Consider the following 21547-nt stretch of genomic DNA (forward strand, 5'->3'; position numbering starts at 1 on the left):
CTAGTAAAAAATAATCAACATAATTAAAGTAAGTTCTATTTTTAATCCCTCCCTATTTTTATCTTCTTGTCATAAATAAAAAATCAGTTAGTGTGCTTGTTTAAAGTCTGCACACTAACTGAAAGATAATTTATTTTTTCAGTTGGAAAATTTCACATTTCCTTTGTAAGAATAATTCTTTGTCTTTATAAATCTATTCAGCAAAATGTTGAATTTCGTTTTTGCCACTTAAGTATATATGATACTGTTTTTCTTTGTTAATAAACTTAGGTTTGTGGTTCTGTTCGGTTAGCACTTCTTTTAAAGAATTCATAAAAAGATAACAATAAAATAAGGACTTTAGCAACTAAAGAAAGATGCTAAAGTCCTTATCTTTTACTTAAATATAAAATCTAGTTTAAATGAGTATAATTCTTTCACTCTACAATCTATTTTTATTTATTGTCAAATTATCCAATCCAAACACCGCTACTATTGAAGTAATACCATTTGTTATCAATTAATGCCCAGCCCGTTCTCATATAACCTGAAGAGTCAAGGTAGTACCACTTTCCGCCGGTATTTAGCCAGCCTGTGTGTTCTGATCCATTGTTGTTATAATAATACCAAGAACCATAGTTTTGTACCCAACCTGTTTGCATAGCTCCTGAATTTTTATCAAAGCAGTAATATGCATTGTCTATCCATCGTCTTCCTGTTTCCATTTGGCCGTAAGAGTCAAGATAGTACCACTTTCCGCCGGTATTTAGCCAACCTTTGTATTCTGATCCATTGTTGTTATAATAATACCAAGAACCATAGTTTTGTACCCAACCTGTTTGCATAGCTCCTGAATTTTTATCGAAGGAGTAATATACATTGTTTATAGACTGTCTACCTGTCTGCATTTGGCCAAAAGAGTCAAGGTAGTACCATTTTCCACCGTTATTTAGCCAGCCTGTTTGCCTTACGCCATCGTTCTTTAAGAAGTACCAATATCCATTAACTTTTACCCAGCCTGTTTTCATTTCACCGGTATTAGGATCGAAATAATACCATGAATTCACTCCAGTTTTTTCGTTTTTGATTGGAACCCAGCCTGTTTCTCTAATACCACTATATTTATCTAGATAGTATTTCTTTCCGTTTAGTGTTAGCCAACCTGTTACTTTTTTACCATTCTTATCATAGTAATACCAATTTCCGCGTTCTTGTATCCAGCCTTGCTTTTTGCTTACATTACTAGCATATGTAATTTTAGAAGCATTAGTAGTATTTTGCGTTGCCTTAGTTTCTTCTGCATGAGCAATAGCTGGAATTAATAGTGTTGTAGAAAGTAAGCAAGTAATAATTTTCTTTTTCATTTTTATCATTTTTCCCCTTCCATTCAATTGGTAACATTGACAATTTTATCAAAAATATGGTATAAATTAAATGTTTTTTTATTAAAATTATATTTTGTCTTAAAATTTGCACATTTAAATTACATGCAAAACAACACATTTATACTTTGCGTATTGAATCTATTAGCTGCTATTCATCAATCTATTTTTTGGTGAACAATTTTGTGAGAATAATTCTATAACCCCTCTCTCCTGCTTCTGCTGCTATTTTAATTTATGTATAGTTTAGGTGTTAAGGAAACATTTCATTTTTACTCTTTATTTCCATAGCTCTCCTTTTTTACTGAAAAAACGTTTATAACATTAAGGAAACGGGAGTTTTTAATTACTAGAAGGACTTTAAGATATTAAATCGAAAATATACCAATTAGTACATATAAATTGGAGTGATAAAAAACAATGAATAACTCTTTGGAAACAGAGGTAAATAAAGTTGTTGAGTATTATTCTGCATTTGATGAATGGGGACGCCTTGATCGTGAACCGCTAGAATTTCAGGTTAATTGGCACTATATACAAAAATATTTACCTAAGACAGGAAAGATACTAGATAATGGAGCTGGACCGGGTAAATATGCTATGAAATTGGCTGAACAAGGGTATAGAGTCACATTAACTGATCTTGTGCCTAGATTAGTTAATGTTGGTGAAAATAAGGCAAAAGAACTGGATTTATTTAACCAATTTGATGGGTTTCATGTTGCGGATGCAAGAAGTCTTACTATATTAGAAAATGAGCAGTTCGATGCTTCTCTTATGATGGGGCCTATGTACCATTTGCAAGCAGAACAAGACCGTAATTTAGCAATTAAAGAGTTATATAGAGTCACAAAGAAAGATGGGATTGTTTACATAGCTTTTATGCCAAGGATTAAACATGTTCTTTCATCATTGTTGTATCCTCAGACGTGGAAACCGAATGATAACATGGATTCCATTCAGCAATTTATGCGTACGGGTGAATTTAATCATAGTGATGAAGGACGATTCACAGGAGCTTATTATTTTAATATTGAAGACATTCAACCTTTTATGGAGTCTTATGGCTTTGAGACATTAAATCTTATTGGTTCATCTAATATAGGTACTCTTTTATCCAAAGAGCAATGGGAGTATTGGCAAAATCGTGGAGACAATGAGTTTGCTCAACTTATTGAATTATTAAAAGAAACAGCAACCAATCCTTACGTTTTAGGAGTATCTTCTCACTTGCTTTACATTGGAAAAAAGAAAAAATAACTGAGGTTTGTGCCACTAGACAATTAACATATATCAAGAACCTCAATTCCGCAAGTTCTTCATAATTTTCCCTTACAGAATTGTTGTATTTTTAGAGATAATCCTATCGTTTTTAACGGTAACTTTTAGAAGGTTGATTGCACATGCACTATACATCAGAGTATACCGAACTATTGGAATTCGAGTCCTCAAGTTTATAAGAAAAGCCGCGGTTATTTTCGCGGCTTTTCTTTACTTCCACCAACCATCAAAAATAGTTACAGGAAGTTGTCGTTTATGTTCTGAAACTAAATATCGTTTTTCGATTGCTTCAGCCACTTCTTGTGCTACTTGCTTGCCTTCTAAATAATCGTCTAATTCCTCATAAGAAATTCCTAGCTCGGTTTCGTCTGCTTGTTGTGGTTTGTTATCTAATAAGTCCGCTGTTGGAACTTTTAAATATAATCTCTCAGAAGCGCCTAAAGCCTTTAATAATTCTCTTCCTTGTCTTTTTGTTAATCCAGCTAAAGGAAGAATGTCAGCACCGCCATCGCCGTATTTCGTAAAGAAACCTGTTACAGCTTCTGCTGCGTGATCTGTACCAATTACAAGAAGGCCATGCTGTCCCCCTACTGCATATTGCGTAATCATTCGAACTCGAGCTTTTACATTTCCTTTATTGAAATCTGTAAGTTGTTCTTTTGCATCCTTTTTATACTGCTCTGCAAAAGCATCAACTGTAGTTTTAATATCAAATGCAAGTTCTTCATCTGCTTGAATGAATTGTAAGGATGCTTGTGCATCATCTTCATCTTTTTGAATTCCATAAGGTAAACGAATAGCTACGAATTTTACATGATGTCCTTCGTTTCTTAGTTCTTCTACTGCTAGTTGAGCAAGTCTGCCAGCTAATGTTGAATCTTGACCACCGCTAATTCCTAAAACGAAGCCTTTTGCTCCTGTTTTACGTACGTAATCCTTTAGAAAATCTACTCTTTTACGAATTTCTTGAATAGGATCAATTACTGCTGATACATTTAAGTCCGACATGATTTTTTGTTGTAAAATTGTCATTTCAAAATCTTCCCTTTCAGTTTATAGAAGTTCGATATTAAATGTAGTACCACAAACCTTTTTGTTTGATTTAATAACATAGCAGCTATCTTGGAGAAGGTAACTTGTTTTTTCTCCATTAGAAAATTTTTCACGAAGATATGTAGAACCAATGTCCTTGGCTAACCTTTTATTAATTAATTGAAAGATATCATTTTCTATCAGTGATATCTGTTAAAAGATTTGCATCCATGATAAAGAACAAATCGGATTCTTTAAGCATGTTTCTAAACGTAATATGTATAGTGTTTGCCTGGTAATACATTTAATTCATGAGTGTCCAAAATGAACTTAGGATTCTCTTCTATAGCTAAACTTACCATATCAGAACGATAATCGCCAAGAATTTGTGTGTTCTTATTATGTAAAAAAGTACGATTAACCAAAAGTCTAATCGTACTTTTTTAAGATATATTATTCTTGTTCCGACATTGCTTCCTTTGGCACACCGAAGAAATAGGTTACGATAAATCCACCGATGTAACCTGCAATTAATCCAATGACGTATTTCCACCATACTCCACCAACAATTAAAGGAATTAATGTCACACCAGATGGTCCGATAGCAATTGCGCCAACGTTACCAAGTAATCCAATGACGGCTCCTCCAATACCTCCACCGATACATGCGGTGATAAAAGGACGTCCTAATGGCAATGTAACACCGTAAATTAATGGTTCCCCAATTCCAAGAATTCCTACTGGAAGTGCCCCTTTGATCATATTTGTTAAAGATTTATTTTTACGACAGCGAATCCATAATGCGATTGCTGCCCCAACTTGCCCAGCCCCTGCCATCGAAAGAATAGGAAGTAATTGTGTCATACCTGTTGTATTAATCATTTCAATATGAATTGGTATTAATATTTGGTGTAATCCTAACATAACAAGTGGTAAGAATGTTGCGCCAAGTACAAATCCTGCAAATGCACCACCGCGTAATAATACCCAATTGATAGCACCAATTAAGTTATTTGAAACGAAACCTGCAAATGGCATGATTAAGAAAATGGTTACAAGCCCTACTATTAATAATGCGATTGTAGGTGTCACGATAATATCAATTGCATCGGGAATCACTTTACGTAATTTCTTTTCTACAAATGCTAAAATCCAAACAGCCAATAATACGCCAATAACTCCACCTTGTCCTGGTGATAACGGCTGACCAGTAAAGATATTAAGAATTGGATTTTCTGGCGTCATGCCAATTAATAGGGTAATACCACCGATTACTCCACCAAGTGCTGGCGTTGCATCGAATTCTTTTGCTGCATTAATGCCGACATAGATTACTAGATAACTAAAAAGTGCATTTTTTATTACATTTAAAACTGTTACGTATTGTCCCCAAGTTTCTTTTTCTAAATTTCCTGCAGTAATATTATTTAATAGAATGGAAGCAATACCAGCAATTAACCCTGCTCCAACGAATGCTGGTATAAGGGGAATGAAAATGCTTCCAATTTTTCTTAAAAAATTTTTAAAAGGTGTATTATTCTTTTTCTTTAATTCTGCCTTGATGTCTGCACCTTTTGCTTGTAGTTCTTCTGCAGAAGAAGCTTTTGAAGAAACACTCTTTCCTTTTTTCTCTGCTAATACAATACCGAATTGTTCTGCTACTTTTGTTACAACACCCGGTCCAAGAATAATTTGGTATGTTTCATCATCAACAGTACCAAAAACCCCATCAATCTTTTTTAATACTTCTTCATTAATTAAATTACGATCTACAGGTGTAACACGAAGACGTGTCATGCAGTTTGTATATGTTGAAACATTTGCACTACCACCAACCGCATCTAAAATTTGAGATGCCATGCTATGATATTTGTTCATCATGTCTCCTTCTTTTCGGTTATTTTAATGCTTGTCTAACAGATCCTTGCGTTTCGTCTAATTTCTTTAATGCTTCTTCTTTTGAAAGTCCTGTCAAAATCATTACAATTGCAATTTTAGGCTTATTATCTGCTTTTATTAAATAGGTTTCAGCTGTTTCATAATCACAAGATGTTGCTTCCATCACGATACGCTTTGCGCGCTCAACTAACTTTTCATTTGTTAGTTGAACATCAACCATTAAATTCCCGTACACTTTCCCGATTCCTACCATAGAGGCTGTTGAAAGCATATTGCAAATTAATTTTTGAGATGTGCCAGCTTTTAAGCGAGTTGAACCAGTTAATACTTCTGGTCCGTTTACTACTTCAATAGCAATGTTTGCGACTTTTCCTAATGCTGAGCCTTTATTACAACATACTGCAACTGTTTGTGTACCAATTGAATTTGCATATTCTAACCCGCCAATAACATATGGAGTTCGACCGCTTGCTGCAATTCCTACTACAATATCTTTGTTTGTTAAATTAATATTTTTTAAGTCTTGAATACCTAATTCTTTACTGTCTTCTGCACCTTCTACTGCTTTAATGAAGGCTTTTTCACCACCAGCGATTAATCCAATTACTTCTTCTGGATAAGTTCCGAATGTTGGAGGACATTCAACTGCATCTAACAAACCAATACGTCCGCTAGTTCCAGCCCCTATATATATTAAGCGGCCGCCTTTTCTTTTTGCTGCAACAATCGCTTCAACTGCTTTGGCGATTTGTGGGAGTTCTTGTTTCACTGCTTCTGCGACTTTCGCATCTTCTTCATTCATGATTGTTAAAAGATCAATTGTTGACATTTCGTCTAAATTCATTGTTTTTTTATTGCGTGCTTCGGTTGTTAAATTTTCTAGCATAATTCTCATCCTCACTTTTTGAAATCGCTTTCTTTTGTTGGTTACAGAATAATATCTATGCACTTGATGATTTTTTATCTCCTTCATAGATGTTATATTAAGATTTCGCTTTACATACAATACGTAAAGATTTTATGACACCTCCTGAAAGAATAAAATTTTTTATTAGATTTAAATCTTAGAATTTGTGATTATTTTTAGTTCTTCATTCAGTTTATATGGCTTTATTGTGAACTAACTGTTTCCTTTATACATTAGTACCTGAATCCTATATAATAAGAAATGTATTCTTAAAAACTTAACAGAATGGATGGACATAATGAAGATTTTAGTAATTGAAGATGATCAGCCTCTTCTAGAAGGAATCACAGCAGTTCTACAAGAAGAAGGATATGAAGTTGATTGTTCTATAGCTGGCGATGAGGGCTTATTTATGGCTAAGCAAAATATTTACGATGCTATTATTTTAGATATTATGTTGCCAGAACTTAACGGATTTGAAATTGTGAAAGGGTTACGTACTGCTTCTGTTAAAACCCCTATTCTTCTTCTTACTGCTAAAGATAGTGTAGAAGACCGTGTAAAAGGTTTGGATGTTGGCGCAGATGATTATTTGATTAAGCCGTTTGCAGTACCAGAACTACTTGCAAGAATACGCGTGTTGTTACGGGAAAAAGGAACAATTGGAGAACAAAATTTTTCCTATGGCCCTATCCAGCTACATGTACAAGAACATGATGGATATATAGCTGGCAATAAATTATATTTGACTACTAAGGAATATGAACTACTTGAATATTTTATACGAAATAAAGAACAAATCTTAATCCGTGATCAAATTTTCAGTCGTATTTGGGGGTTAGATTCAGACGTAGGGCTCGGTGTTGTAGATGTATATGTGCATCATCTGAGAAAGAAATTAAACACATTTCATGATGAATCGTTTATTCATACCGTACGTGGTGTCGGTTTTATATTCAAAGGAAATGACCAAAATGTTTAAAAAAACAAAGATTCAACTTGTTACCTTAAATACGGTTGTTTTTTCATTGATTTTATGTGTATTCGGTGTTGTTTTGTATGTTTATATGAATCATTTTATTTATACGGAGATTGATTCGAAGCTTGCCGGCGTGTCTGAAGAAATACAGCAAGAAGGCATGAAACATGTTTTGAAAGAACATGAATCCAAACGAGAATCAGAACGGAAAACTGTGTACTTAGTTTGGGATGAAAACGGGCATTTCATAAAAAGTATACCTGAAAATGCTGTCTTTTCTAACGATATTAATGATTTTTCCCCTTCTCGATTTCAGGACAACAAACTATGGACACAAACAATCAATAAGCATAGTTATCGTATCCTTAAGTTTGAACCACCATCCAGTTATTTGGAGGATATTGGGATGAAATCGGCTCATACGGTTGAGATTGTCTTAAATATAGATTCTGAGGTCACTATACTGCAAAACTTGCTTATATTGACTATAGGAGGCTGCCTTGCGGGGGTAATTATTTCTTTCTTTATAGGGTGGTTTTTAGCAAATCGTTCACTTGTACCAATTCAAAACTCTTGGGAAAAACAAACTCAGTTTGCAGCAGATGCTTCTCATGAACTTCGAACACCGTTGTCTGTTATCCAGACACACTTGGAATTATTATTCCGTCATCCGCAATATACAATTGAACAAGAAAGCATGACAATTTATAAAGTGCTACAAGAAGTAAAGAGAATGAATAAACTTGTATCAGATTTGTTGACTCTCGCAAAGACAGATTCGAATCAGTTGCTTATTCAAAGGAAGGAGTTTGCAATAGGTGAATTAGTCAGCACAATCATTCATCAATTTGAACCAATTGCAGAGCTGCAAAATATTTCGATCCTTGAAGATGTCGACAAGCAACTCATGTATAAAGGAGATAAAGAACGGATACATCAGTTACTCGTTATCTTGATGGATAATGCCATGAAATACAATATTAAGAATGGACAAATCAAAGTTACCTGCAACAAGAATGGCAGTTTAGTCAATATCATAATAGAAGATACAGGTATCGGCATATCAAATGAGGAATTGCCCCATATTTTTGACCGCTTCTATCGCAGTGATAAGAGTAGAACGCGTTCTGAAGGCGGAACAGGGTTAGGTTTGTCCATAGCTAAGTGGATTACGGACGCTCATGATGGAGAAATAAAAATACAGAGTGAACGGCATAAAGGGACACGTGTTACCATTAAATTTCCAATATAACTAATAAAAGGGTGCTAAAAGGAACTGTTTCCTTTTGACACCCTTTGTTTATATAAATTTAAAATACAGATATGATCAACTTGTAAGCTGTTTTCTGTATATTTATTTCTTAAATAGCTGGTGAAGCAGATGATACATGTGTTGTTTTTTTGTTTTTTGAAAATTTTAATGCTTTCCACCCATTTGCAATCAATATGCCTACTAATAGAAAAATTAACCCTCCAAACATCATATAAGAAACTATACTTGCTATTGCTGTAATAATCCCGAATATAACTTGATCTTTATACTTTCCTAGAGAAGTCGGTGGATCAGTAAGCATAAAGAATGCTAAGAATAAGGTTGAATTTATATAAGGGACTCTTAGCATATCCCCCACATTTGCAGTTCCTGTAATTCCTATAATCAAAAGTATAAGAAAATAAACACCTAAAAATGAAAAAACTTGTGGAAACTTATTTACTTTCTGTGTTACAAGAAATCCTGCGATGCATACAAACATAATGCACCAAGTAGGAAGCATAGATAATCCCCCCCACCAACTTTGTCCGCTTGAAAATAAAAGAGCTGTAACAAGTAATCCGAAGGCAGCAGGATTAAATATAGGTTTTTTCTTAACTGTAAATAGATGCTTTGATGCAATTGCAATTGCTGCCGTTAATGCTGTAATATACGATGAAACCATTGGACTTAGTACGAGTGCGACAATTATCCCTGTTATAGCAGCTCCATCGGGAAATGTAAGCTTTCGTTTTTTTTGCATAGCGATGAAGGTATCTATAAACATTGCAGTTGCAGCTGCAATCCCTGCATGAACAAGACCGGTATAATTGGTCATATTTACCTGAGCTATTAACATTAATAAAAGCAGCATAACTAAGACGAGTCTTTTAGGAGTCATAAAGGGTTTATGGTTTCGCTTTTGTTGCCGGCTTTCTCTTGTTTCGTCCATGATCAAATATCCTTTTGGTGTACGAATATATTTTTGCCCACTCCCGCTCTTTACGTTTACTTTTTTATCCACGCTCATACAAATATTCCTCCATTCCTTGTGTCATATTTATGTCTAAAGAGGATGTAATCCATATACCTTCAAGATCAACATTTTTCAGCAGTGTAGCTCCTTCTTTTCTGCCTAATAGAAAAGCTGCTGTTGAAAAAGCATCTGCCATCATCGTAAAAGACGCGATTACAGTGCAGCTTACGATATTAGATTGAGACGTTCCTAAATGTGGGTGTATGAGATGATGCTCATTCATTTGAACAGGACTCTTTCGTTCATAGCTGCCAGAAGTGCAAACCGCCTGATTGGTTAGCTGAACTTTACAAATTGTTTTTTCCTTTTGGAAAGGATGTTGAATACCAATGACCCATGGTTCTCCCTTTTCATTCGTACCACTAGCAAAAATGTCTCCGCCGGCGTCGATAACAAAGCCTTCAAAATCACGTAGTTCTTGAACTGCTAAGTCAACTGCTAAGCCTTTTGCAACAGCACCTAAATCTAACAAAAGCGGTTTTTTCAGCAAAATAGTCCGTTTTTCTTCATCTAGAATCACATCTTGATAATTAGCAGGAACTACCGTAGATGAAACAAGTTCTTCACCTGTTAAATAATGACGGTTAAATCCGTACTCCTCAAGTGTATGCCCTAACGTTAGATCGAATGTTCCTTGCGTTAAATCAGCTACTTGCCATGCAAAGCGAACAGCCTCAAAAAGAATATGACTGACTTGGATTGCTTTACTGCTTTGAGTGCATAGACGCCGAAGTTCACTCTGATGATTGAAACGGCTGCATAATTCTTCTACAGCGTAAAATGCTTGAAATGCCTTTCCCACTTTTTCTTTTATATATCTTTCTGTGTGTGATGTGACTACTTTGATATGGATAATTGTTCCCATGTAAAGGGCGGATTGTTCATATGTTTTTCTTATTCGATTATGCATTCCCTGTCACACTTCCTGAATTTTGTGTTTTATAAGATACATTGGCCTGCTTTGCCTGTAATAAAGCATTCTGAACTGCTTCTTGAAAATCTTCCGTACTTCTTGTTGCGCCGGAAACTACATCTACATCTGCACTTTGTCGATCCACGACTTGTTGAGGCAAGTCGTCAATGTAAGATTGAGAATAAGAAGTGGTGCAATCTGTAATTTGCACAGATGTAATTTTATCTTTTTGAATGGTAACTGCTACTGTTACTGAACCAATGTGATTTGCGCCCTGACCATTATATGTTCCGTCTTTATAGATACTTTTAGCCTTTTTAATTGCTATATCAGAAGTACTAGAAGGTGCCTTAGGTTGCGGCGTAGATTCCACTATATTTTGGGAGGTTTGTTCCACTTCTGCTTTTGAAGACTCCGTAGTAATATATCCAGCTGTATAAATCATTCCTACAGCAACTGTGCATAGTGTAATCATTTTATTTCCCATTTTAGCCATACTCATGACCTCCTGCATCATTATTAAAATATTTGAATATCTATTTTGCATTTTACAAGGCTATTTTTAAAAAAGTTTTAAAAAACTTTTTCTTTAGTAAAAGATTCTTGTTTTTCTTTTTTACCCTACATATTGAATCTATATACAAATTTAAATCTTTCATAAAAAAAGAACAGCCTTTCCCGATTAAATATTGAGAAAAGGCTGTTCTAGTTAGCTGTTAAATTTTTAATCTAGTATACGTCTTCTTTATTTCTCATCTTGGGGTCCCGCTCCATGGCCATCAAGCTAAGGAGAACAAATACCCTAAAACGAAAAAATCAGCATCTTCAGATTGAAAATGTGTAAAATTCTTGTTTTGGGATTTTATAAAATTTTTAAGTTGATGACAATGTGGCGCTATCACAATAACAGCTTAAAATATTCTCTATTATGTTAAGGAATGTAACATGCTGCTTGTTCATGATGAAAAATTGTTTTTTGGTATTCTTCTAAACGATCATAGCATATACATAATTGAATATGGGAAATCCATGTATAGCAAACTTCATGGCTTTAGGTTTAGGTCCTTTAATTGTTGCATTTTAGATTATTATAAATCTTAAAATAATTACTATTTTGAGTGTAATATATTTTATTTACATCAACAATTTGTGAAAGTTTATTACTTGATGATCTTTTCATTTTCTGTATGGATATTATTTTGTTTACAATGCTATGCTAAATACACAAAAAAGAGTCTTAATTATTAAGACTCTTTTTTGATAAACAATTTGTATTTTAGAGTAACACTTACTAACGGAATCCAAGATTTCTATACTAAAATTTCTTCAATTCTTTCAAAGTATCCAGCACAGCAACCGTAAACAAAGAGTCTGCTTCTTTCTCCAAAGCTCGGAAATACAAGCTTCTTAAAAATGTTCTAATATTTTGTACTAATATATCATTTTGAGGAGCTGGGGCGGCTTCAATTATCGTAAAGCTATAAAGCCAGTTTTTCCATTCTTCTTGTGCCAAGATATTTTGGTTCCATAAAGACATTACTGCTGTCACTAATCTCTCATCTTCAAAGTTTATGTATAAGTAATCATGCAGACAAACCTTATGACGAACAGCAGCAAGGATTGCGTGCGAAAATTCACGATTTCGTATCGTACGGGATAAAGCGTCTAGGGCATCTGCGACATGCGCAGTAGAATGCGCCCACCCTTTTCCTTCTACATATCCTCTTACATCCTTTTCAAGGTATACATACTCAAGAACTTGTTCTGCGACGCTGTACAGTTGTTCTTCTGATAAGAATGGTTCTTTTTCATGAATGGATACAATAAGTGGTGGAATTAAAATAGAAAATGCACGCTTAAAAACAGAGTCTGTTCCCTTTTCACCAATTTTATAAAACAAATAATCAGGACTCAGCGCTTGCAGCAGCAGTCCGCGTAACTCTTTCTGTCTAAATACTTCGCCTGTAATCCATCGTTCGAGCGTACTGTAAATCAAATCATCACGAAGCTCGGCATCGGATGATCCGATATATTCAAGCATCCATTGTGCATATGGATATGCATCTACATCTTCCGGGACGGAGTAATTGTTATTTTTGATTTGTTGTAGCTCTTGTTTCAATTCGTATTGATCCATCATAATATGTTCTGTCCTCTCTTAAAGTTTTTACGTCATATTTTTTATACTACCTTATATTTCGCTGTATATGCCATACTATATTTATAATTTCATAGCATTACGTAAGAACCGCGCCTATTGTTCGCTTGTAATTGCATCCCTAAAACCAAATTTAATCTATTTGTTTACTAAATCCATAATTGGGATAGTGTCAGGAAAATATGGATTTACAACGTTAAGGAAATTACAATATTAAAAAGCCCCCTTTGAAACCTTTGCAGAAACGTTTTTCCTAATAAAATAAATGAAATAATAGTGGCAAAGAAGACAAAAAGGGCAATGATGACCAAGGTAACGAAAGAACTTCCATTCGTTGGATATCTAGGACAGGAACTGTCTAAAGTAACGCCTCCCTCTACCTCTAAGAGGAGCGTAGGTGGCGGGTAGAGTTCACTCAAACAATATTCACAATCTTTATACATTCAAGAGTGTTTGCGTTTTTGAGTTATACTTGATTGAGTTTCCTGCTGATATATCCAAGTTGCTGCACCTGTTGTGATCCCCAAAAACAACCACTCACCGTATACTAAGGCGACAAGCCACGCACTATTATCAAGAGGTATGGGACCATCAAAACCAAGTAACTGCATGAGAGACCCAAAAATGGCTAGAAAACCGAAAGGCACTGTTGCACAAGTTGCTGTCCAACCTCCAACAAGCAGTATCCACCGCGGAAAAATCCGCCCCCATTTTTGAACAAGAGCTAGGGAAAGTAATGCGTTTGCACCAAACAATACAATTTCTCCATAGGCCGCATGATGTCCAGATGCATGTATCCCGGCTAGACTTCCACCGAACGAAAGGTAAATTTTCAATAAAGGATATGGAAGTGATAATACAAAAGCTGCATAGCCAAACCATTTTTTTGAATGTGATTCCATTTTTATTATATAGTTAACCATATCACGAGAGGCATGCTGGAATTTCACGGTAGTTAAAGCCAGCAAAATCGCTGTCATGAGGCTGATCGCACGAGTCGCAAATCCAATCCAATCCACGATGGGTGGCAAACCGGGAGTCCCAAGGATTGCTACGGTACGAAGAACATCAAAAATGATGCCTCCCGATGACCAGATGAGTAGGATACAAGTGCCCCATGCTACAATGAGTACGATGAATCGAGGGAGGAGTCGCCGATAATTCCAACCTATCATAAGTAAACTAACAATTATCCCGAGAATCGCGGTCAAAGCTGTGATTTCAGTAGGAGCAAATCCCTTTGTATAATCATCACCGTTAGAAAAGAACAACTTGAATATTACGGCAACAAACGTTAAAGCAGATGCTGCAAACGTAGACCACATTTGAAAAGTCGATCCATTTGTATCCTGATTGTTCGAAGTCTCCACTTTATTAATATTTTTGTTCATACTCACACAAGCCTCCACATTATTAATTTTATTCCACACTAGAGACAACGTTCATGGCGGGTCCAAGAATTTTATAAATTCACTTGAGAGAGGTTCAAAGGAAGTGGTTAATTGTATCCAGAGTGCTTACATCTTTTTTTGTTTTGGGGTAACCATTCAGTTATCTTGATAGACAGAATATTGTGCCCCTCTTAGCACTCTCGATTTCCGATTGAAATGAATTAGATTTTAAAGAGAACTGAAACCTCATGACAAGGAAAGTTTCCAAAACTAATAAAACAAATAGTAAAATGATATGAGGAAGCAACGCACGCGTAAGAATCAATGAAACCAAAATCGTACACAAAATATTTGCCACATGTCACACAACAAAAATTTTTGTCTGCCTTTGCTTAATGTTCATAAGAACATAATTTAAAAAAGCAAGGAAAATAAGTAAACAACCGAAACTCGCGAACCAAAGGTCATTGATCGTATATCCCTTGTAACTGATTAGGGTCACAGCAATATGGCCGATTCCAAAAATAAAAATAGCGGTAGTAATTATTAAATTTATTTTTCTCATCTTGAAATCCCCTTGCGAATTTGATTAGAAAGTACTTTAATCACGTTAGAAAACTTAAGTTATGGCGAAGATGGAAAGCAAAGCAGCATTTTTTTCAAAACCGATCATCATCCTTTCTTTTTTAACTCATAAAATAACCCCACCTTCATCTTAATCATCGAAGGTTAAAATGAAGGTGGGGTTGAGTTTAAATTTCGTTTAACTATTTTTCTATTAAATAAATCCTCGTTCCGCAAGAGGAGCTTTCGAATTCACATTAATCAAATTTAAAAATTATATATAAGTATACATGAAGAAGAGGGACTTGCTTTTCTAATGAAAAGTAAATCCCTCTTTTTTTGACTGTAAACCTTAAATACGTCTCTTCTTTGGATGCAATAAAATAAAACATGCTTACGCTGCCCCGCGATCAATCTTTTGTTTTTCCTTTTGCTGATTAGGTGGTCGAATCAAAATCGAGATGATAAATGACACAATACACAATGCGCCAATTACCATAAAAGTTGGCTTAAATCCACCTAGAAGTGCACCAATAAATGAGCCTGCAAGTGCTCCGAAACCAAAACCTTGATACACGATACCGTAGTTTTTACTATGATATTTTAGACCAAAGAAATCACCAACAATGGCTGGGAAAATCGTGATATTTCCACCGAAACAAAAAGCAACGCTTGCTACACAAGCGAAATAGGTACCATAATTTAAGTTCACAAAACTAAGAACAAAAACAGACATAGCTATAATGACAAAAGTTGTCGTAACAATTTTTAAACGGCCGATTTTATCTGACAACGGCCCCAGAATGATTCGACCAACCGTATTAAAGATCGCAACCATAGCGACAGCATTAGCTGCCGTTGCCGCGCTAAGCCCTACAAGTTGAACACCAATATCCTTTACCATGCCAATTAAATATAAGCCACTCATACATGATGTAAATAACATGATAAATAGCAGATAAACTTCTCTTGTATGTAACATTTCTCTTGTTGTATAGTCATGGCTCATTGTTTCATGAACTGCATCTTGCTCAGGGGCTTTATGGATAAAACATGCGCCTATAACTACCATAATTGCAACAATTAAGCCCCAATATAAAAACGCTTGTGATACGCCAACTGAATCAATTAGCTTTCCATTAATGTATTTAAAAATTAAACTACCTGTGCCGTATGAAGATACGGAAATACCAGAAATTAAACCTTTACGCTCTGGAAACCACTTTATTAAATTGGATAGTGAAGTGATATAGGCTGTACCATCTGCGTAACCTACAACAACTCCTGCTAGTACATAAAGCATTAGTAACGAGGAAACTTGTGAACTAAGTATCAAGCCAATTCCTAGAGCTAATCCGGCTATCATAATAAGTTTGCGAATTCCCCATTTCTCTTGTAATTTACTCGCAAACAAAGTTGAAAATGATAAAGAGAAGCTAGTGATTGAAAAGGTTATGGCAACAGCATTAAGATTCCAGCCAAATTTATTTACTAAAGGCTGATTGAATAAGCTCCATGTATAAATCGTTCCAAGGCCTATTTGTACAATAATTGTACCGAGGACAACAAGCCATGGATTAACAGATGAAGGTTTCATATGATCCTTCCCTCTCTTTTCTTATTTCAATTCTTTTCAATGATTATCTAACGATGTTTATTATAACCACAATGCTACGCGAGATACGGATATTTAAATGAAAATTAATACCGAATAGTACCTTCCATATAAAAAAGACTTTATTGTTCTTTAGCAACAAAAAGACACTTATCAATGAAGTGTCTTTTTGTTGATTACATATGTACGATGATATTGCAGTAAAGCTATGCTAAGGCATCTTCAAATTTAGATGCTTTTACTTATGGTAACAATCTGTATGAACAAAGGGTTTAGTGAGCAAATGTATCAGCAACTATATTGCTAAATTCTCGTAAATAGTAAAGGTAATTCTTTCCCCCGTAGTTATATCTTTTGTTATACATCTTTGCGACAACGACATTATATTCAGGAATAACTAGAATTGTTGGCCCTGTCACACCTAATATTTGATAAGATCCTTTTGGAACTCTTTCACCTATTTCACTTTGTAATGCTGGTGTATTTTGAACAAACCAAAATAATCCGTTCTGTGGTAAATCTTTGTTTTTATAATGAGGACTTTGAATTTGTGTTGCTAATTCAATGACTTCTTTCGGGACGATTTGTTTTCCATTCATATACCCTTTATTTAGATGAAGGTGTCCCCAATAAGCAAATTCCCTAGCAGAGACAAAAAGATTTGTTTCTGTTCCATCATCTGTTGCTCCTATTTTGCAAACAGCTTCTTCATTTGGATTTATTACTACTTTTACTAAATCTTCATAATCTGCTGTTTGCCAGGCTGTTTCTTTAAAATCTGCTGGTATAAAGACTCGTTCTCTCAGCAAGTCCGGAAAACTTTTATTATTTAATTTATAGATTAGATTTGTCATCATTTCGATGTTAACACCTCTATAAGCCCATTCTTCTCCTGGTTCAAATTCTCGATACATGATTCCGCTGTCATTCATATGTAAACCGTGAGAATGTGTTACTAAATGTCTTAAAGTTGTTTTACCGAGTAAAGTTTTATCATAGTCTTCGAAGTAATCTACAGCATAATCGTCTAGACTTCTAATTTTCCCCTCATAAAGTGCATAGGCAATCGCGAGTCCTAAATAACTTTTTCTTGCAGAAGCAACATTAAATTGTGAAGTTGCTGTAATAGGGGGACTGTTTTTTGAATTAGAATGGTTTCCACTATAGTGCTCTAGTGCAACTTTATTATCTTTTATAATAAATAGTGCCGCTGCCGAACTGTGGTTTCGTTTTTTTATGTTTTCTATCCATGAAATTAATCGATTGTATTTTTCCATTTTTTAATCCCTTTCTTTATCAGATGTATACCGACATTTCAAATTCGACAAAAAAAGAAAAACACCTTTTCTTAGTATATAGAGTTATGATTATAAAAACTGCATGCCTTTTTCACACCTAAAAAGCAAAAAAAGCAGGAGATTTCCCCCTACTTTTTAACTAAAATTTTAGATGTCTTATTCAGTTGAACTCTCTTCAATTGACCCATGATTCATATTCTTTCCGTAAAATATTTCATCCATTTCCAACTTTAACTTCTTTGTAATTTCCCCCTGTTCGTTTATAGATAATGTTTCCTGTGTATATCCAAACAAATAGTTATTGAGGTCAAATTCTTTTAGTTTACATTTTGTATGAAAAATATGTTCTTGATATACATTGACATCAATCATGTCATACAAATTTTTTACATTCTCAGGGATGTAATTTTGGATTGAGCTTATTTCGTGGTCGATAAATAATTTATTACCTGTTATATCTCTTGTAAATCCTCGCACTCGATAATCAATTGTCATAATATCGGTATCAAATGAATGAATAAGGTAATTCAGTGCTTTAAGTGGTGAAATTTCTCCGCATGTAGACACATCGATATCAGCTCTAAACGTACTAATCCCCTCATCGGGATGATATTCAGGATACGTATGAACCGTGATATGGCTCTTATCTAACTGTATGACAACCGACCCAGGAAGAGGACCAGGTGATTCGTTAAATGATTCAGTCGGAACTTCTACAATTGGTCCTTCTGAAACTAAAATTGTTACACTTGCTCCTTGTGGAACATAGTCTTGCTTGGCTACATTTAATACATGTGCACCTATAATGTCAGATACGTTTTTTAAAATCGTTGTTAATCTATCTGCGTTATATTGTTCATCTATGTATTCTATATAAGCTTCTCGCTCTTCTCTTGTTTTTGTATAGCAAATATCATACATATTAAAACTTAATGATTTAGTAAGATTATTAAATCCATGCAACTGAATACGTTGCTCTGGTGTTAGTTTCATGGCGAAACTCCCCTTTTTTTATATTTAATAATGATTTACACATCCTTCATGAAATATAGTTCCATCCTATAATTTTTTAATGCATATTTTGCTTATTTAGAATTACTTATAAACCTTTTTACTATGCTTTAATTTAAATGGTTTGTGCATAACTTTCCTTTATATATTTAATTGTTTTTTTATTTTTACCAAAATACGGTAAATGAAATTCATTTTTTTATGAGAGGTATGGCTGAATTTTGTTATATAAAAAAAGCTTGAATCTGGTTGAATTCAAGCTTTTTTACGATTTATTGTTCAAAACATTATTTATTTAAATCTTTTTTCGTTACTTTGCTTCTAATATTTACATCTTTGGAGAATTCAGTATCGTTTTTTAGATTATTAGGATATTTGTTTTTACGTTCTCGATTATCATTTCGGTTCGTCATAAATTTACCCTCCTTTTGTTAAAGTTTGTACCTATTTTGTACGAAAGAAAAGATTTGATACAGATTAGATTTTTTCTTTTTATGTAATGAAATTTACAACCTTGTTTCCACTTTTTGTGAACTTTCTTTTAGGCAAAATATACACTTGTTAGCACATACTATTCTTATTGGAGGTGACAATCATGGGACACAATCAAGACCCGTTCACAACAAAGAAGCGTAATGCCAACGGACAGTACGATAAGGAAGCACACAGCATCGACAGCCATGGGAATTTTGTACCTAACACACCAACGAATGATGCTATTCTTCGTGCTGAAAGACCAAAAAAATGACTAACATGAAGGATAAGATATTGGAATTAGTACCAGAAACGGTAAAGAAGTTACTTCAAAAAGAAATTCAACCTAAAAAAAGACTTGTCATTGATTTGGTTATTGATGATGCAACTACTTATCAATTTGAGCCAGAGCAAGTAATCCCTTGTATTATGGCAGCTTATTATGTTTACGAATCCACAGCCTATCCTGATGAAATGGATGAAGAGTGGAAACTGAGCTTAGTTTTTCATGCTGCTTATCGTTCAGCGATGAAACTTTTATCTTATGGTAAGTATAAAGCGGAACGATCTGAGTGTGGATGGATGAGGTATACAAATTTATAAAGTTTTATTTAAAAATCGCTAATTAAATCACATTATTAAGTTTGTTTTCACGTAAAAAAGTCCGATTTTAACCGTATTAAGGTAAATCGGACTCATAACAAACGTAATTCTTGAAGAAATAGTATCTAGTATCCCAAACTTTCTAGATTTCTTTATTATTTTTTTGTATTTGATAACGCATTATATATATTTGCCTCACCATCTCCAAATAAAGCATCGTGTCCTGGTTTACCGTAATCTTTTGCTGTTTGTTTAATTAAGTTTGCTACTTGTGCAGGAGAATATGTTGGATGAGCTGCTTTAATAACCCCTGCAATTCCCGCTACTTTTGGCGAAGCCATTGATGTTCCATGAAGTAAAGCGTAGTTATGCAGATTTGAAGTAAAATATGGAGCCAAATATGTTGGCCATGTACTTAATGCACGATAATGGAAATCACGCTGGTTTAAATCTCCTGTTTCAGCATATGTAGGACCGTTATCACCACCTGGTGCCGCTACATCAATAAAGCTGTTTCCATAATTAGAGTAGAATGCAATTTTATCTTTTGACCATTGATTAGAAGAAGATACAGTGATTACACCCGGAATTTGACCAGGAGTTTCAACAGATGGACCTTTAAAGATAACGTCAGCTGAGCCGTATTCCTTATTTAAGTAATCTGTTACCATTTTCTTATCGTTCATATTCAATGATTCGTTTCCAGCTGCAGCCACGACTGTTACATTTTTTTGTACAGCATACTCAATTGCACGCTTCCAAAGAAGAACATCAGCAATATCACTATATTTTTGTCCATTATTATAGTATTTCAGGCTATCAAATCCGCCAATAGACATATTAATAACGTCTACTTTATCATTTGCAGCTGCAACAATAGCGTCTACAATCCAAGCTGTTGGCGCACTTCCTGATTCAGGGAAAACGCGATATGAACGAATTTTAAGATCTGGCCCAACCCCTTTTAGTTTACCGTTCGCTGCAATTGAGCCTGCTACATGAGTTCCGTGTCCCCCGCGATCCTTCACATCAGCAGAATTACCTGTTTCAGTTTCGTCTACACCAGCTGGTACAAAGTTTTGACCACCGGTATAGTTTTTTATTAAATCAGGATGATTAGCGTCAATACCGCTGTCAATTACACCAACTGTTGCTCCTTTTCCTGTCCCTCCATTAATCTTATAGGATTCACCATCATTTGTTATATTCTTTATATCCCATTGATAGTTCCAATAGTTGTCTATATTTTCTGGCTGTGGAATATCAGTTACTGGCTTTCCGTCTGCAGCTGCTGGACTTATTTCTTCTTTATCTAAAGTATGGACAATCTCTTGGTTCGCAGCTTGGATTGAAGAAACCCCTTTCAAATTATCTAAAAAGGAAGTGTTGCTCGATTTTACTTCTAAAGCGCCGATGGCAGGAATGGCGCGGATAACTTGTCCACCTGCATTCGAAATAATAGATTGATAATTACTTGGCAGATCCTTCTTAAATGCAATCAAGTAATTTTTTTCCGTTTGAGCAGAGTTGGTTGTTGTTTTTGTTTGTGCTGACACATTGTTTCCTGCTAGAGCGCCAAATGCTAAGGCTGTAGCTAATGTTACAGAGGCTAACTTAAAATTCATTACAATTCCCCCTAAAAAAATTAGTAATGTATAGCTAAGATTCTATTCCACATAAGAGAGGATAAAACCTCTAATAAATTACCTATGTCAAGATTATTTTTTACTGTCCCCTCCTTTATGAATTAAGTAGCTTTCGAACAGTAAATGA

19 protein-coding genes and 1 pseudogene are annotated in these 21547 nt (G+C 34.7%); 5 read left to right on the plus strand and 15 right to left on the minus strand.

What is annotated here, in order from left to right:
* Positions 1-449: 449 nt before the first annotated feature.
* The gene (locus ACFQZ1_RS24015) at positions 450-1343 is read right to left on the minus strand and encodes a cell wall-binding repeat-containing protein (protein ID WP_377884670.1); all 894 of its coding nucleotides are present in this window, start codon (positions 1341-1343) and stop codon (positions 450-452) included.
* A 438-nt stretch (positions 1344-1781) separates the two neighbouring features.
* Here ACFQZ1_RS24015 and ACFQZ1_RS24020 point away from each other — a divergent pair, with 438 nt between their 5' ends.
* Positions 1782-2621 carry a class I SAM-dependent methyltransferase gene (locus ACFQZ1_RS24020; protein WP_377884671.1) on the plus strand — a complete coding sequence of 280 codons (840 nt, stop codon included), beginning with the start codon at positions 1782-1784 and terminating at the stop codon, positions 2619-2621.
* A 231-nt stretch (positions 2622-2852) separates the two neighbouring features.
* Here ACFQZ1_RS24020 and nadE read toward each other — a convergent pair whose 3' ends face one another.
* From nadE to murQ, 3 genes are all read right to left on the minus strand, one after another.
* A complete protein-coding gene (nadE, locus tag ACFQZ1_RS24025) occupies positions 2853-3674 on the minus strand; it encodes an ammonia-dependent NAD(+) synthetase (protein ID WP_377884673.1) in 822 nt (273 codons plus the stop codon).
* A 453-nt stretch (positions 3675-4127) separates the two neighbouring features.
* Positions 4128-5552: a PTS transporter subunit EIIC gene (locus ACFQZ1_RS24030; RefSeq protein ID WP_377884674.1), complete on the minus strand. Its 1425-nt coding sequence runs from the start codon at positions 5550-5552 to the stop codon at positions 4128-4130.
* Between the two features lie 19 nt (positions 5553-5571).
* Positions 5572-6459 (minus strand): N-acetylmuramic acid 6-phosphate etherase, encoded by an 888-nt coding sequence (murQ, locus tag ACFQZ1_RS24035; RefSeq protein WP_377884675.1) that lies wholly within the window; start codon positions 6457-6459, stop codon positions 5572-5574.
* Between the two features lie 319 nt (positions 6460-6778).
* Here murQ and ACFQZ1_RS24040 point away from each other — a divergent pair, with 319 nt between their 5' ends.
* Both ACFQZ1_RS24040 and ACFQZ1_RS24045 read left to right on the plus strand, forming a co-directional pair.
* Positions 6779-7462 carry a response regulator transcription factor gene (locus ACFQZ1_RS24040; protein WP_377884676.1) on the plus strand — a complete coding sequence of 228 codons (684 nt, stop codon included), beginning with the start codon at positions 6779-6781 and terminating at the stop codon, positions 7460-7462.
* Positions 7455-8711 (plus strand): sensor histidine kinase, encoded by a 1257-nt coding sequence (locus ACFQZ1_RS24045; protein WP_377884677.1) that lies wholly within the window; start codon positions 7455-7457, stop codon positions 8709-8711. Before ACFQZ1_RS24040 ends, ACFQZ1_RS24045 begins: the two co-directional genes overlap by 8 nt.
* A gap of 109 nt (positions 8712-8820) precedes the next feature.
* Here the strand turns inward: ACFQZ1_RS24045 and ACFQZ1_RS24050 are convergent, their stop codons facing one another.
* From ACFQZ1_RS24050 to ACFQZ1_RS24095, 10 genes and pseudogenes are all read right to left on the minus strand, one after another.
* Positions 8821-9741, minus strand: coding sequence for an RnfABCDGE type electron transport complex subunit D (locus ACFQZ1_RS24050; RefSeq protein WP_377884679.1), 921 nt, complete (start codon positions 9739-9741; stop codon positions 8821-8823).
* Entirely contained in the window at positions 9728-10657 is a 930-nt protein-coding gene (locus ACFQZ1_RS24055) for an FAD:protein FMN transferase (protein WP_377884680.1), read from the minus strand. The genes ACFQZ1_RS24050 and ACFQZ1_RS24055 overlap by 14 nt, the downstream gene beginning before the upstream one ends.
* Positions 10650-11156, minus strand: coding sequence for an FMN-binding protein (locus ACFQZ1_RS24060; RefSeq protein WP_377884681.1), 507 nt, complete (start codon positions 11154-11156; stop codon positions 10650-10652). The genes ACFQZ1_RS24055 and ACFQZ1_RS24060 overlap by 8 nt, the downstream gene beginning before the upstream one ends.
* A 435-nt stretch (positions 11157-11591) precedes the next feature.
* Positions 11592-11705, minus strand: a pseudogene (locus tag ACFQZ1_RS24065) (glycosyl transferase); the annotation flags it as partial.
* 270 nt (positions 11706-11975) lie between these two features.
* Positions 11976-12800: a DUF2785 domain-containing protein gene (locus ACFQZ1_RS24070; RefSeq protein ID WP_377884682.1), complete on the minus strand. Its 825-nt coding sequence runs from the start codon at positions 12798-12800 to the stop codon at positions 11976-11978.
* A 461-nt stretch (positions 12801-13261) separates the two neighbouring features.
* A complete protein-coding gene (locus ACFQZ1_RS24075; protein WP_377884683.1) occupies positions 13262-14209 on the minus strand; it encodes a hypothetical protein in 948 nt (315 codons plus the stop codon).
* Between the two features lie 958 nt (positions 14210-15167).
* Positions 15168-16370: an L-lactate MFS transporter gene (locus ACFQZ1_RS24080; RefSeq protein WP_377884684.1), complete on the minus strand. Its 1203-nt coding sequence runs from the start codon at positions 16368-16370 to the stop codon at positions 15168-15170.
* A 290-nt stretch (positions 16371-16660) separates the two neighbouring features.
* Positions 16661-17665, minus strand: a complete 1005-nt coding sequence (locus ACFQZ1_RS24085) for a serine hydrolase domain-containing protein (protein ID WP_377884685.1) — start codon at positions 17663-17665, stop codon at positions 16661-16663.
* A gap of 177 nt (positions 17666-17842) precedes the next feature.
* Positions 17843-18679, minus strand: a complete 837-nt coding sequence (gene speD / locus ACFQZ1_RS24090) for an adenosylmethionine decarboxylase (RefSeq protein ID WP_377884686.1) — start codon at positions 18677-18679, stop codon at positions 17843-17845.
* Positions 18680-18984: 305 nt separating this feature from the next.
* Positions 18985-19110: a hypothetical protein gene (locus ACFQZ1_RS24095; protein ID WP_377884687.1), complete on the minus strand. Its 126-nt coding sequence runs from the start codon at positions 19108-19110 to the stop codon at positions 18985-18987.
* A 182-nt stretch (positions 19111-19292) separates the two neighbouring features.
* Between ACFQZ1_RS24095 and ACFQZ1_RS24100 the strand changes: the two genes are divergently transcribed.
* A complete protein-coding gene (locus tag ACFQZ1_RS24100; protein WP_377884688.1) occupies positions 19293-19445 on the plus strand; it encodes a hypothetical protein in 153 nt (50 codons plus the stop codon).
* 5 nt (positions 19446-19450) lie between these two features.
* Complete coding sequence (locus ACFQZ1_RS24105) at positions 19451-19774, plus strand: hypothetical protein (protein WP_377884971.1); 324 nt, start codon at positions 19451-19453, stop codon at positions 19772-19774.
* Between the two features lie 155 nt (positions 19775-19929).
* On the opposite strand, the gene ACFQZ1_RS24110 is transcribed toward ACFQZ1_RS24105, so the two are convergent.
* On the minus strand, positions 19930-21399 hold the full coding sequence (locus tag ACFQZ1_RS24110; protein ID WP_377884690.1) for a S8 family serine peptidase: 1470 nt from the start codon (positions 21397-21399) through the stop codon (positions 19930-19932).
* Positions 21400-21547: the final 148 nt, after the last annotated feature.

It is taken from the genome of Bacillus sp. CGMCC 1.60114 (assembly GCF_042676365.1).
GTDB classification, from domain to species: Bacteria; Bacillota; Bacilli; order Bacillales; family Bacillaceae_G; genus Bacillus_A; species Bacillus_A rhizoplanae_A.